Here is a 12,175-nt window from a genome sequence, read left to right as displayed (position 1 = left end):
TCAGATCATCCTCGGGAAGGTGCGCCCTTTCCTACGCCGCCTCGCCGAGACTCATCCACAGGTTCTGATCATTGCTCCCGGCACGCTGGCCGCGACCCTGCAGCGCTACACCATCCAGGTCGGTGACCCCACCACGAACTGGGTGTATCCGCTAGGCCCGGCCCGCGGGTTGCCTGTCCGCATCGCACATCGCTAGATCGAATCTCCGAGTGAGGAAAGGGTAATCCGTGAAAACTCTGCACCACCGCGGCCCGTCGCCCGAGCACGCCCAGTATGCGCCATTGATGCCCGAGTTCTGGGCCAAGGCCAAGCAGCAGGAACAAGGGGCGATCGCCCGTGGACTTCCGGCGGAAGGTATCTACGAGTTCGGGCGCCGGTGGTTCGACGCCTGGGCCAACCAGAGCGTGGACGAACTCCGCGACTGCATGGATCCCGGCTGCGGATTCATCGACAGCTCGACTTTCCAGAACAAGCGCATCGACCGTGAGGAGACGCTTGCCAACTGCGCGGCCGCTTTCGCCGCATTTCCGGATCTCGCCTTCTACGCCCAGGACGGCACGAACCGCTCGCTGCCGTACTACGACTACTTCGAAGACCAGTGGCGCGTTGTCATCCCATGGCGGGGCATCGGCCGCTTCACCGGCCCGATGCAGCTTCCCGGCACCGACGTCGTCGTTCCGCCAACGGGCCGTTGCCTGAATTTCATCGGAGTCGACCGGTACACACTGACACCGGATTTCAAGATCACCCATATCGACACCGATTGGGACATCGTGTTCCTGTCGCTGCAGATGTCACCCATTGCGCCCAGTTCGGTGTCGTTGCGGACCATGAAGGTGCAGTCGCTCGCGAGTCGCCTCATCGTGCCGCCGCTGCGGTTCCTGGCGTTCAACGCCACATCCAATGAGCACCGCCGCTTCAACCCGCCCCTGCCGGCGATCACCTCCGCCGACGAGTGGCGCGACACTGCCGACCGGGTCGAGCGTGAGCTCGCTCAGGCCCGCGGACACACATCCGCCTGAAGCCTGTTCGGGAGGCGGTGGGTGCTCCGAGCATGCCGCTCGGCGCGTTCGGAGAATGCGCCGAGGTGACGTTCGGGGGATCCGCGGGCACCGATGCCGACCAGGTAGCAAACGGTTTTCCACACGGCCCCGGACCGTGGGGTCAGTAGGAATAGGCGGTGAAAACGCTCGGGATGCGTGCGGGCGTCGGGTGTGCGGTGGCAGGAGGCACGGTCGGGCTTCAGGTCGGCGGGGGTGGCCGGTCGGCGGGCGCGAGCTGCAGTGTCGACAGATCCGGCAGTGGGCGCTGACACAGCGCACGCGCCTGCCGGGACGTCATCCCGAAGATGCGCAGGACGTTTTCGGCTATTTCGTCGGTCGCCGCGGCGTCGTCGCGATCGGGCTGTTCACGCAACAGGGTGCCCAGGCCGAACAATGCCCCACCGGCAATGGCGAGCCCCAGCTGCGGGTCGGTGATGGAGAAGCGGCCACTGTCGATCGCCGCGGTGATGTCACGCAACGCACGGGGGGACAGGCCGTGGTCGCAGAGAATCAGGGAACTGCCGTTGGCGAGAAGCAGCTGGGCTTCCTGCGGGCGTTGCCGGAAGAGCCGTCCGGTCAGCCGGAAGCTGGTGGCAAAGGCTTCGGCGGGGTCGCCGATCGTCGCGGTATGGGCGTCCAGCAGGGCGCCGCAGGCGTCGAGGACATCGGTGACCGCCGCTGCGAACAGCGCTTCCTTGCTGTCGAAGTGGTTGTAGAACGAGCCCATTCCGACATCGGCAGCTTGGGTGATCTCGAGAATGGGCACGCTCAGCCGGCCTTGGGCGATGAATCCCTGTGCCGCCTGGATCAGGGCGGCGCGGGTGCGCATCTTGCGCCGTTGTAGCCGGCTGACCGGTTCGGCCGGTGAGTCACAGCTGTCGGGTAGCGCCGTGTCCATGGCGCTGACTTTACCAATAGCCTCAGTTATGAGGAATTCGTCAGAACAAGCTTGACTGAAGGTATGGTCGTATGTGACGATTTCGTCAGTTTGAGCGGGGTGGATGACGAGATGACCGAGACCGATACGCCGACGGCCGACCGGCACAAGGATCTGCACAGCGAGCACGGTGCGCTGCGCGGGGAGCATCCCGGGCGGTCACGTGACCCGCTGATCCGGGTTGCCGACATTGCCTGGCTGGAATTCGACAAACCCGACCTGGTGCGTGCCGAGGCGTTCTCCCGAGCGTTCGGGTTCAGTGTGGCGGTCAGTGACCCCGCGCAGTTGTGGCTGCGGGGTACCGACGCCGGAGCGCCGTGTGTCAGCCTGCGTCGCGGTACCCGCACCCGGTTCGCCGGCGTGGCGTTCCGTGCCGCCGACGAGGTCGACGTGGTGCGGTTGGCCGACAAGACCGGGGCCCCGGTACGCCCGCTGCCCGAGGTGCTGGGCGGGGTCGTCGTGGAGTTGACCGATCCCACCGGGAACGCCGTCAAGGTCGTCGGCGGCCTGCACGATCTGCCTGCGCTGCCGACTCAGGCCCCCCAGGTGCTCAACACCGGCCGTGACGTCCCGCGGGTCAACGCCACTCAGCGCCCGCTGCGCACACCGGCGCGGGTCCAGCGCCTCGGACACCTGGTGCTGCAAACCACCACCTACCTGGCGACGCTGAACTGGTACCTGGAGACGCTCGGGATGATCGTCAGCGACTTTCTGTTCTTTCCCGGCCAACGCCAGCGCGGCCCGGCCATGAGCTTCATCCGTTGCGACCGCGGTTCCACCCCCACCGATCACCACACCCTGGCGTTGGCGCTGGGCCCGGCCAACCGGTACGTCCACTCCGCCTACCAGGTCAGCGACCTGGACGCGTTGGCCGCCGGGGGTGAGTATCTGCGTGAACGGGGTTACTTCCGGTCGTGGGGAATCGGACGCCACATCCAGGGGAGTCAGTTATTCGACTACTGGCGTGACCCGGACGGCTTCCTGGTGGAGCACTTCACCGACGGCGACATGTTCGACTCCTCGGTAGAACCCGGTTGGGCACCGTTCACCGCCACCGGCCTGGCGCAGTGGGGGCCACCGGTGAGCAAAGACTTCCTGGGCACCGATCTCCAACAGACGCCCCAGCAAGTGCGCTCCATTGTGGCCGCGCTGCGCAGCCGCAACGAATTCGACATCAACCGTCTCATCGGCCTACTGAAAATGGTGTCCTCATGACGATCTCGATACTCCGCACCGCCGAGGCGTGGTGGGTGCGCACCGGTGCGGGCGCCGCCCGCATCGACACCGCGGCATCGACCACCGCGCAACTGCTCGCCGACCGCGCCGCCATTGACGCCGCCGGCGATGCCACGACCGCGGTGGACGATCTGCAGCTGATCTCCCCGGTGACCGCGCCGTGTCGGGTGGTGGCCCAGATGACCAACTTCGAATCCCACGTCAAAGACGCCGGCATGGACCCGAAAACCGTGCCCCTGACATTCTTCCGGAAATCCTCGGCCTCGATCACCGGCCCCACCGGCGTCGTCGTCCGCCCGGCGCACGTGGCACTGCTGGACTATGAGGTCGAGATCGGGTTGGTCGTCGGGCGCGACATCCCGGTGGGCACCACGATCACCGACGCCAACCTGGCCGACCACATCGCCGCACTAGTGGTCACCAACGACGTGTCGGCCCGCGACGTTCAACTCCCGCAGACGCAGTTCTACGAAGCCAAGTCCTATCCGACGTTCACCCCGGTGGGCCCGGCGCTGGTGTTGGTGAACGCCGACGAACTGGCGCGGTTCGGTGAGCTTCGGCTGCGGTTGAGCGTCAACGGTGAACAACGCCAGAATGCGTTGGTCGAGGGCGACATGCTCTACCGGCCCCTGCAGGCCCTGCAGTCCCTGGCGCGGTTCCAGGATCTTTGCGCCGGCGACCTCGTGCTCACCGGCACCCCGGCGGGCACGGCGCTGACCGCTCCACCGAAGCCGGTGGAGATCATCGGAAACTTCCTGCCGCCGGCCATCAAATGGAGAGCCTTCTTCGCCCGCCAGGCCAAGAACCCCAAATTCCTACAGCACGGCGATGTCATCGAGGCATCCGTCGCCACCGAGGACGGGGCCATCGATCTGGGCACGCAGCGCACGACGGTGCGGTTCGCATGAGCGCCGTCCCGGCGCGGCCGCCGGTACGTCCGATGGGCGCCGGTGCCGAGCGCGACAGGGTGGAACACATCGGCACGTCGTCCTACCTGCCGAGCGACGCTTTCGGGTCACCGTGAGCATGGGCGGCGAGCATGTGCCGGTCGTGATTGTCGGGGGAGGGCCGACCGGCATCACCGCGGCCACCATGTTGGCTCAGTACGGCGTCGACACTGTGGTGTTGGACCGCTGGCAGCAGGTATACCCCCAGCCACGCGCCGTGCACCTCGACGACGAGATCCACCGGGCCCTGTCCTGGATCGGCGTGGGCGAGGAGTTCGCCGCCATCTCCCGGCCGGCTCGGGGCCTGCGACTGTTGGACAGAAACCACGACGTGCTGGCCGAGTTTCCGCGTGAGGCTACGGCGGGCCGCAACGGATTTCCGGCCGCCAATATGTTTGACCAACCCGACCTGGAGGCGTTGTTACGCCGCAACCTCAGCCGTTTTCCGCATGCCCGATTCCGGGGTGACACCGAGGTGCATGATGTCGCGGTCGACCCCGGTGGCAAAATCCGGATCACGGCGTCCGACCGGGCCAGCGGTCGGGGATCGACGATCACCGCCGACTACGTACTCGGCTGCGATGGGGCGAACAGCTTGGTGCGCAGCGCAATCGGATCGACGATGCGCAATCTCAGGTTCGCTCAGCGGTGGCTCGTCGCAGATATCGTCACCACCGGCGATCTGCGGCAGTGGGATGGTGTCCATCAAGTCTGCGACCCGCAGCGAGCCGGTACCTACATGCGCATCGGTGAGACCAGATACCGGTGGGAATTCGCGCTCTCGCCCGAAGAGTCCGTCGACGATTTCGCTTCTCTGAGTGCCTTACAGCCATTGATAGCGCCATGGGTGCGCGACGTCGATAACGCTGACCTGCAACTGCTGCGGATCGCCGAATACACGTTCCGGGCCCAGATCGCCACGTGTTGGCGGTCGGGCAACATCTTCCTGCTCGGCGATGCCGCGCATCTGACCCCGCCGTTCATCGGGCAAGGCATGGGTGCGGGGCTGCGCGACGCGATGAACCTCGCCTGGAAACTCGCCGGCGTCCATCACGGCGACCTGCCCGCAACAGTCTTGGACACCTACCAACAGGAACGCAAACCGCACGCACGGCACATGATAGCCCTGGCGCTCAACGTCGGGCGCGCGATGACTGCCGGTGGCGATACCGGTGCCGCGATGCGCCGGGTCATCGTGCCACGACTGCATCTGATTCCGGGACTACGTTCCAAGATCGTCGATTCCGAGACGCCCGGCCTGCATTCGTCACCCTTGGTGCAACGATCGCTGACCAGCCGGCGTATCGCCGGGCGGCTCTGTCCCAACCCGCTGTTACCCACCGGACACCGACTCGATGAGGAGTTGGGTGGCGGTTTTGGACTACTGACCACCGTGATGCTGACACCGGCCCAGCAGGCCGTCGTCGAGGAGCTGGGTGCGCGTAGCGTATATGCCGCTCCCCGAACAGAACTGGCCCGGTGGCTACGGCGCGGCCGCGCGACCGCCGCGGTGATTCGTCCCGACCGCACAGTCATGCGGGCCGGTCGCGACGTGACCGCGCTTTGCGCGTCGATCCCCCCCTTTGCCACCGCATCCCAGCATGCTGAGAAGCGTCCGCGCAGGCAGGCGTAGGCCCTTGCGGCCCTTGCGGCCCTTGCCTTTCGCGCCGGTGCACGGCGGTGGTGCTGGACGCGTCATTGGTGGGTTCCTCGCCGGTGCCGGGTGCCGGCGATCCAGTCCGGCGCCCCCGAGGACAGCGGGGAGTCCTGCAGCCGTGCGAGGTCACTGGCGAACGCTTGCAGGACGGCTTTCATCGCCGGCTGCATCCCGGCGGCGCTGAACGCGGCGAGTTCGCTGTCGAGTCCGGCCGGCAGGGGTCGGCTCGCGGTGAAGTAGGTCAACCGCTTGATGGCCCGGATCGCCACGGGTGCACGACGGGCCAGTCGGGCGGCCGTGTCCTGGGCGTGTGTCATGAGGTCGGCGTCGGCGACGACGGCGTTGACCAGCCCGAGGTCAAAGGCCTGCTTCGCGGTGAGGGGCGTGCCTTCGAGCATGTGCTCGAGCGCATTGGCGGTACCGATCAGCTTCGGCAGCCGCTGCGTGCCGCCACCGCCGGGGATCAGTGCGGCCAGGCTCTCGACCTGGCCGAGCGGGATGTGTGGGGCGTCGGAGACGAACCGCAGGTCGCACGCGAGTGCAATCTCGTGCCCACCGCCGGTGGCCGGGCCGTTGATCGCGGCGATATACACCGCAGCAGAGCGGTTCATTCGCAAAATGGTGCGTCGCCACCGGTAGCCCCATGCCACCACCTCGGTGACCGGACTGCCCACGGACTCGAGCAGTCGCAGCGCGCCCGGAATCCGCAGCGCGGTACGGGTGGCTCGCCACAACGTCCGCAGCACCGCTGGTGGTGGCGGGGGCACCGGCACGGCGGTGAGGCCGCCGAGTTCTCCCGGATCGGCGTGGGTCAAAAACCGGCCCTCGACGCCGCCGGAGAGCACCACCGCGCCGACCGAGCGGTCACGATCGACCGCGGCGGTCAAGGTGTCCAGGTCGCGGAGGAAGGCGGTCGTGGCGAAATTCAGCGGCGGACTGGCGTAACGCGCGGTCACCACGCGGTCGTGCTGTTCGACGGTCAGCGTTGGCAACGCCAGGTCGGTGACCGTGCTGAGGCGGCGGGTCATCTCCGCACCCTCATCGCGGGGCGGGCGGTGTCGTTGCGGAGCGGCCCAGGCCGCGGGAGGCGGCCAGCGGGTCGAAGTCGGCCGGCCAGTCGCTCAGCCGCGTCCGGTCGGTCAGCACCGCCCCGGCCCGGATCTCGGATTGCAGATCGCGGCCGGTGATCGCGCTGGCGGCATGCAGTCCCGACAGCATGGCGCCTTCGGTGCCCGGGCCCCACGCCGTGCTGGTGCCGGCCAGGAACAACCCCGCGATAGGCGTGGTGGTGCCCGGGCGGAACGGGCCGTATTGGGATGGGCGGGATTGCAGCCCGAAGGCGTTGCCGGCGCTGGTGTGGGTGAACCGCTCCTGGGTGGCCGGGGTTCCCAGCTCGCTCCACACCACCTTGCCGGCCGCGCCCGGATACACCTGCTCGATGCGCTGCAGCAGCCCGTCGGTGACGATCTCTTTGACCTGCTGGTAGCGCCGGCGGCGGCGGTAGTCGCCGCTGGCGACATCGGCGCCGTCGGCGCCCCACAGCCGGAGGTCAGCAGGGGCGATGGTCTGTACCTCGATGGTGGCGTGCCCCGGCGGGGCGCTGCGGGTGTGTTGCAGGTCGCGGCGGGTGGAGCATTGCACGAACCCGGGCTGGCGGCGAGCGAAGTCGCTGGCCCAGTCGAGCGGGTCGCGGCGATCCGCGCGGAACAGAAGTTGCGAGGTCATGCGGTGCAACTGCAGCAAGGAGCCGGCGTCCTGCCAGCTCGGGATGGCATAGAAGTTGGAGTTCGGTGTGTCGGCCACGTCGATCTCGACGCCGAAGACCGCGTTGATCAACGGCCACGACATCTTCCAGCGTTTGGCCCGCGCGGCCAGCGACCACGGCAGGTGCGCATAGCCGACCAGGTCCCGGTAGGTGCGAATGATGTCGGCGTCGGAGACCACCACTGGGCTGGCGATCTGCTCACCGTCGGTGAGCCGCACCCCGCTCACCCGGCCGGACTCGACGAGGATGCGGTCCACCTCGGCGCGGGTGCGGATGGCTCCGCCGTGGCTGCGCACGACGTCGGCGAACGCCGCAGCCAGCATCTGCCCCCCGCCGCGGGGGTAGTAGGCGCCGCCGCCGACAAAGTTCTGCAGAAATCCGGCCATCGCCACCGTGCTCATGGTCTGCGGTATGCCGGCCAAGGCGCCGCATTGCACCGACAGCGCCATGATGGTGCGCGGTGTGAGCCCACACGCGGCCAGCACGGCGATGTAGGGCGTCGCCAGCCACGGAGCGGCCGGGCCGCAGTCCCGGGCGTAACGCAGCATCGCCGCCCGCGACGACGGCGTCACCGAGCGGTCAATGCCGTGTCCGATGCGGCGCATGATCGCCACGAACCGGCGCAGGGCGCGCTCCTCACCGGGGAACGTCGCCAGCAGGTTCTCCAGGTAGGCGTCCCAGCCGAACGGCACCCGCAAGTGCAGATCTGGGCCGACGATGGTGTCGAATCCACCGGAGTCCAGCGGCAACCACTGGATCCGGTCATCGAGGCCGAGCCCGTGAAACAGCGTCGGCAGCTGTCCGCCGGGGCCGCAGTCGCCGATGTAGTGCACTCCGCAGTCGGCTTCCCAGCGGCCGCGACGCCGGAACACGTGCGAGCTGCCGCCGATCACGTCGTAGCGCTCCAGCACCAACGTGCGCTGCCCGGTCGCGGCCAGGTGTGCGGCCGCCGACAGCCCGCCCAAACCGGAACCGACCACGATGGCGTCCCATCCCGCAGTCGACATGGTCCACCTTCTCCCTCACCACGGTCTGGCGGAAACACCAGCCGTGGTATACCGAATGTTCTACTTGCCGGCGACGATAGTAGACTGATCGGTATATCGCAACCGGTCGCGGGGACCGAGGAGGGTGATGACAGTGGCGGCACGGGATCGGCTCATCGCAAGCGCCATTGCGTTGCTGCAGCGCAACGGCGTGGCCGGAACCGGCATCGCCGAACTGCTCAAGCACAGCGGGATCGCCCGCCGCTCGGTCTATCTCAACTTCCCCGGTGGGAAAGCGGAACTGATCGCTGCCGCCGCCAAATCCGCCGGTCAGGCCATCTCGGAGGTGATCCGCGGCTTCGCCGCCGAAACCGATCCGGTCACGGCGGTCGAGGCGTTCGTCGCCCTGTGGAGGGAGACCTTGACCGGCAGCGACTTCGACGCCGGGTGCCCCATCGTCGCCGCGGCACTGGGTCGAGCCGACGCCCCCGCCGCTGCCGATATCGCCGGCGAGGTGTTCACCGACTGGGAACAGCTGCTGGCGGTCCGGCTCGAAGCGGCCAACGTCCCCGCCGACACCGCTGCGCAGTTGGCCACCACCACCATCGCGGCGATCGAAGGCGCGGTGATCATGTCACTGGCCACCAAATCCGAGGTCCCACTGCAACGCACCGGAGAACTGGTTGCCGACCTCGTCGCCCAACACACCCAACCGGACCGCTGACCGGAAGGGCTGCAACCATGACCGTCTGGCTGCCCCGGCGCTCCGCGGTCATCGCCGCCGGCAATCGCCGCCGGCAAGCGGCGACGTTCGGCTCAGCCGGAGCGGGGCAGCACCGTGATCGCGCCGGACGGGCACACCCGGCTGGCTTCCTGAGCGTTCGCCAACTGTTCGCCGGCATCCAGTGCGACCGGTCCGGGCCCGGTGGAGCCGGGGGGCACACCGCCGATCAATTCGGCGATTCCGTACTCCCCCTCGCTGAACAGCTGCGGATGAGATCGGTAGCAGTAACCGGCGGCCATGCAGATGTCCTGGTCGATGACGACCTCGTAGGCCCCGGCGTCGGTTTCGTCGTCCATAAACGTCGCGCTCTCGCTTCGATCCTGATGGGTGCCGGTTATCGACGGGCGGCACCGGGATCCGGCGTCGGTACGACAGGGCCTCGGGCGTGCCGATCGGTGGGGGCCTGCGGGGACTGGGCCGCCGCGGCCTCCCGGTATTTCCGCAGCGTGGGCGAGTAGATGCAGGCGATGGCGATGGCGGCGTTCAGCGCGGTGGACACGATCCCGGCGGTCCAGCTCACCGCCGGGCCCGCGTGTGCGGCGATGGCGATGTAGGACGGGAAGGTGCCCAGCACGGCATAGACCGGTAGCACCGCGGCAACCGCCAACGGGACAAGGACCCAACGCCATCCGTGAACGTGGGGCATCAGCCAGCCGAGCACCCACGCCACCACCGCGAACATCCCGGCGTTTTGGACAAGGCAGTAGATGGGCACACCGGCGATCAGCGCGTGGTTGCCGTAGTAGATCATCCAGTCGAAATGCGAGGCGACCATTTCACCAGGCACTTCAAGGATGGCGATCACGCCGATCAGGCCCAGCAGGTACTTGGCCGGCAGGCCCCGCTTGACGATGTGGTAGGCGGCCACCGCGGCGACCGGAATGCCACCCAGGTAGAAAAACACCGCCAGCCACGGCACGGCTCGGCCGAACATCGTGGTGACGACCGGATGGTTCGTCGGAAACCACACCGCGACGAACCAGTCCCCCAGGGGCTCGACGAAGAACGGGTAGAGCAGGGCACCGGCGACCGCGCACCAGATGAACAACGGGCTTCGGGTCCGCGCGGTGTAGACCACCCCGGCGGCCAATGCAACGACAGCCCCCGCCGCCAGACCGATCAGCGGTACGAGCGGATACCGAGCGACCGCGTCGTAGGGAGGCTGTAGAAAAGGATTGCCCAGTGCAGCAATATGGTTCATAGTCGATTCCTCTCAGCGTGTTATGAGTCGAGTCTTGGCGGTGCGGATGGCGGGCGGAACCTGGGGCGGTTTGTCCATCGGCCTTTCACGCCACCGCTATTCGCCGGATACCTTGGTCAGCGTGGCGGGGACTCCGTCCTCGACGGTGCACGAGAAGGTCGAGGCGTGCTGCGGAGTCCAGCCGGCCGGGACGTGGATGCGGAATCGCTGGTGAATCTGAGTGAGCAGGAATTGGGCGTTCATGTAGGCCATCGCCGAGCCGATGCAGCGGTGCGGTCCGGCGCCGAACGGGATGAACGCCAGGTTGGGTCTCGCGTTGACGATCTCTTTGTCGTAGAAGCGGTTCGGGTCGTAGGTGTCGGGATCGGGGCTCCACCAACGCGGATCGCGTTGCAGGGCGTACATGGACACGCCGATCAGGTTCCCGCGGCGAACGCGGTACCCGCCGATGGTGTCGTCGATCATGGCGAATCGCGGGTGGAAAGGATGTCCCTGCAGGCGTTGTCCCTCGTCAAAACAGGCCTTGGCCCACTGCAGCCGGGACAGGTCATCGTAGGTCGGGGTTTGCCCGTCGAGTTGATCGATTTCGGCTAAGAGCCGCCGGTAGGCCTCGGGGTTGTGCTGCAGGAGCGACAGGGTCCACGACATCGAGGCGACGACCGTTTCATAGCCGCCACCGATCAGGATGATCGTCTCCATGATGGCATCGCGGCGACTGATCGGCTGTCCGTCCTCATAGCGGGCGTCGATGATCACCTGCAGCAGGTCGTCATAGGTTTCTGGATCGGCGATCCTCTCATCGATTCGCCGGCCGACCCACTTTCGCAGCCGCGCATAGGCCTGGAAGGGATTGTCGCCTCCAGGGAGCAGGCGCGGGACGGGGCTGAGAAACATTCCCGCCGCGACGGTTCGCATCAGGGCACGGGTGTCGACATCGATCTGGTGGATTTCGGCGTCGGTGAGTTCGGCGGAGAACATCGCTCGCATGAATGCCGGCAACGTCAGACCCGCGATGAGGTCTTGGAGGTCGACCTGCTGACCGGACTCGGCGTAGCGGTCCCACTGCGCGATGCGTGCGCCGAACTCCGCGGCGACGGTGCCGGCGATCTTCGATAGGTGGCGCACACTGAACATCGGCATCAACAGCTTGCGCCGCCGCCGAAACGGGGAACCTTCCATCATCGGGATCGAGGCGCCCAGCACCCCGCGAATCCAACCGAACGGACCGATCATGCTGTATTCGGCCTCGCGGCAGTTCATAATCTGGCTCACCAGATCGGGGTGATTGACGACCACCACGTCATACAGCGGTAGCGGCAGTCGATACACATCACCGTAGCGGGTGGCTAGGTGCTGCAGCAGGCCGAACGGATCCGCTGAGAACTCCGGCAACATCCCGACAAACGGTCGCCCGCGCGGACCGGGGGGGCGCGGCGCGTCGACCCGACGCCGCGTCGATACCAGATCGCGGGCGAAGCCGACCGGATTCCGGGTTGGCCAGAACGGGTCCCGATCACGGCCTGTCGGCGAGTCGACGATCGGCGCTGCGGTGCCGGGTGTTGTTGACATGTGACTGAGCATGATAACACGGATATGAATTGTCAATCATGTATCTGAAT

The 12,175-nt window shown here is 67.1% G+C and carries 12 protein-coding genes; 6 read left to right on the top strand and 6 right to left on the bottom strand.

Annotated features, from left to right (window positions below; all coding sequences use genetic code 11):
• Both B8W67_RS21105 and B8W67_RS08990 read left to right on the top strand, forming a co-directional pair.
• On the top strand, positions 1 to 196 hold a 196-nt coding region (locus tag B8W67_RS21105), incomplete at its 5' end, for a hypothetical protein (RefSeq protein ID WP_207567698.1).
• Positions 197 to 227: 31 nt separating this feature from the next.
• Positions 228 to 1,022, top strand: a complete 795-nt coding sequence (locus B8W67_RS08990; RefSeq protein ID WP_234806707.1) for a nuclear transport factor 2 family protein — start codon at positions 228 to 230, stop codon at positions 1,020 to 1,022.
• A 220-nt stretch (positions 1,023 to 1,242) separates the two neighbouring features.
• Here B8W67_RS08990 and B8W67_RS08985 read toward each other — a convergent pair whose 3' ends face one another.
• On the bottom strand, positions 1,243 to 1,941 hold the full coding sequence (locus B8W67_RS08985) for a TetR/AcrR family transcriptional regulator (protein WP_085303551.1): 699 nt from the start codon (positions 1,939 to 1,941) through the stop codon (positions 1,243 to 1,245).
• A gap of 111 nt (positions 1,942 to 2,052) precedes the next feature.
• Here B8W67_RS08985 and B8W67_RS08980 point away from each other — a divergent pair, with 111 nt between their 5' ends.
• From B8W67_RS08980 to mhpA, 3 genes are all read left to right on the top strand, one after another.
• Entirely contained in the window at positions 2,053 to 3,195 is a 1,143-nt protein-coding gene (locus B8W67_RS08980; protein ID WP_085303565.1) for a VOC family protein, read from the top strand.
• Entirely contained in the window at positions 3,192 to 4,124 is a 933-nt protein-coding gene (locus tag B8W67_RS08975) for a fumarylacetoacetate hydrolase family protein (RefSeq protein WP_085303550.1), read from the top strand. Before B8W67_RS08980 ends, B8W67_RS08975 begins: the two co-directional genes overlap by 4 nt.
• A 118-nt stretch (positions 4,125 to 4,242) precedes the next feature.
• Positions 4,243 to 5,796 (top strand): bifunctional 3-(3-hydroxy-phenyl)propionate/3-hydroxycinnamic acid hydroxylase MhpA, encoded by a 1,554-nt coding sequence (gene mhpA / locus B8W67_RS08970; protein WP_085303548.1) that lies wholly within the window; start codon positions 4,243 to 4,245, stop codon positions 5,794 to 5,796.
• Positions 5,797 to 5,858: 62 nt separating this feature from the next.
• On the opposite strand, the gene B8W67_RS08965 is transcribed toward mhpA, so the two are convergent.
• Together B8W67_RS08965 and B8W67_RS08960 are read right to left on the bottom strand one after the other, a co-directional pair.
• Positions 5,859 to 6,848: an enoyl-CoA hydratase/isomerase family protein gene (locus tag B8W67_RS08965; RefSeq protein ID WP_085303546.1), complete on the bottom strand. Its 990-nt coding sequence runs from the start codon at positions 6,846 to 6,848 to the stop codon at positions 5,859 to 5,861.
• Between the two features lie 10 nt (positions 6,849 to 6,858).
• Entirely contained in the window at positions 6,859 to 8,592 is a 1,734-nt protein-coding gene (locus B8W67_RS08960; protein ID WP_085303544.1) for a phytoene desaturase family protein, read from the bottom strand.
• A gap of 127 nt (positions 8,593 to 8,719) precedes the next feature.
• Between B8W67_RS08960 and B8W67_RS08955 the strand changes: the two genes are divergently transcribed.
• On the top strand, positions 8,720 to 9,295 hold the full coding sequence (locus B8W67_RS08955; RefSeq protein ID WP_275080284.1) for a TetR/AcrR family transcriptional regulator: 576 nt from the start codon (positions 8,720 to 8,722) through the stop codon (positions 9,293 to 9,295).
• A 92-nt stretch (positions 9,296 to 9,387) separates the two neighbouring features.
• Here B8W67_RS08955 and B8W67_RS08950 read toward each other — a convergent pair whose 3' ends face one another.
• The 3 genes from B8W67_RS08950 to B8W67_RS08940 all read right to left on the bottom strand — a co-directional run bounded on the left by B8W67_RS08950 (position 9,388) and on the right by B8W67_RS08940 (position 12,125).
• On the bottom strand, positions 9,388 to 9,651 hold the full coding sequence (locus B8W67_RS08950; protein WP_085303542.1) for a ferredoxin: 264 nt from the start codon (positions 9,649 to 9,651) through the stop codon (positions 9,388 to 9,390).
• A gap of 38 nt (positions 9,652 to 9,689) precedes the next feature.
• The gene (locus B8W67_RS08945) at positions 9,690 to 10,556 is read right to left on the bottom strand and encodes a hypothetical protein (protein ID WP_133056085.1); all 867 of its coding nucleotides are present in this window, start codon (positions 10,554 to 10,556) and stop codon (positions 9,690 to 9,692) included.
• A 96-nt stretch (positions 10,557 to 10,652) separates the two neighbouring features.
• Positions 10,653 to 12,125: a cytochrome P450 gene (locus tag B8W67_RS08940; protein WP_085303539.1), complete on the bottom strand. Its 1,473-nt coding sequence runs from the start codon at positions 12,123 to 12,125 to the stop codon at positions 10,653 to 10,655.
• Positions 12,126 to 12,175: the final 50 nt, after the last annotated feature.

This window comes from Mycolicibacillus koreensis (assembly GCF_002104795.1).
GTDB lineage: Bacteria > Actinomycetota > Actinomycetes > Mycobacteriales > Mycobacteriaceae > Mycobacterium > Mycobacterium koreense.
This window is presented reverse-complemented; position numbering and strand designations above follow the sequence as displayed.

Coding starts and splice junctions, on each gene's coding strand:
- B8W67_RS08950 (WP_085303542.1), bottom strand. CDS start 9,651: ATGGACGACGAAACCGACGCCGGGGCCTACGAGGTCGTCATCGACCAG.
- B8W67_RS08975 (WP_085303550.1), top strand. CDS start 3,192: ATGACGATCTCGATACTCCGCACCGCCGAGGCGTGGTGGGTGCGCACC.
- B8W67_RS08985 (WP_085303551.1), bottom strand. CDS start 1,941: ATGGACACGGCGCTACCCGACAGCTGTGACTCACCGGCCGAACCGGTC.
- B8W67_RS08980 (WP_085303565.1), top strand. CDS start 2,053: ATGACCGAGACCGATACGCCGACGGCCGACCGGCACAAGGATCTGCAC.
- B8W67_RS08955 (WP_275080284.1), top strand. CDS start 8,720: ATGACAGTGGCGGCACGGGATCGGCTCATCGCAAGCGCCATTGCGTTG.
- B8W67_RS08945 (WP_133056085.1), bottom strand. CDS start 10,556: ATGAACCATATTGCTGCACTGGGCAATCCTTTTCTACAGCCTCCCTAC.
- mhpA (WP_085303548.1), top strand. CDS start 4,243: ATGGGCGGCGAGCATGTGCCGGTCGTGATTGTCGGGGGAGGGCCGACC.
- B8W67_RS08960 (WP_085303544.1), bottom strand. CDS start 8,592: ATGTCGACTGCGGGATGGGACGCCATCGTGGTCGGTTCCGGTTTGGGC.
- B8W67_RS08965 (WP_085303546.1), bottom strand. CDS start 6,848: ATGACCCGCCGCCTCAGCACGGTCACCGACCTGGCGTTGCCAACGCTG.
- B8W67_RS08940 (WP_085303539.1), bottom strand. CDS start 12,125: ATGTCAACAACACCCGGCACCGCAGCGCCGATCGTCGACTCGCCGACA.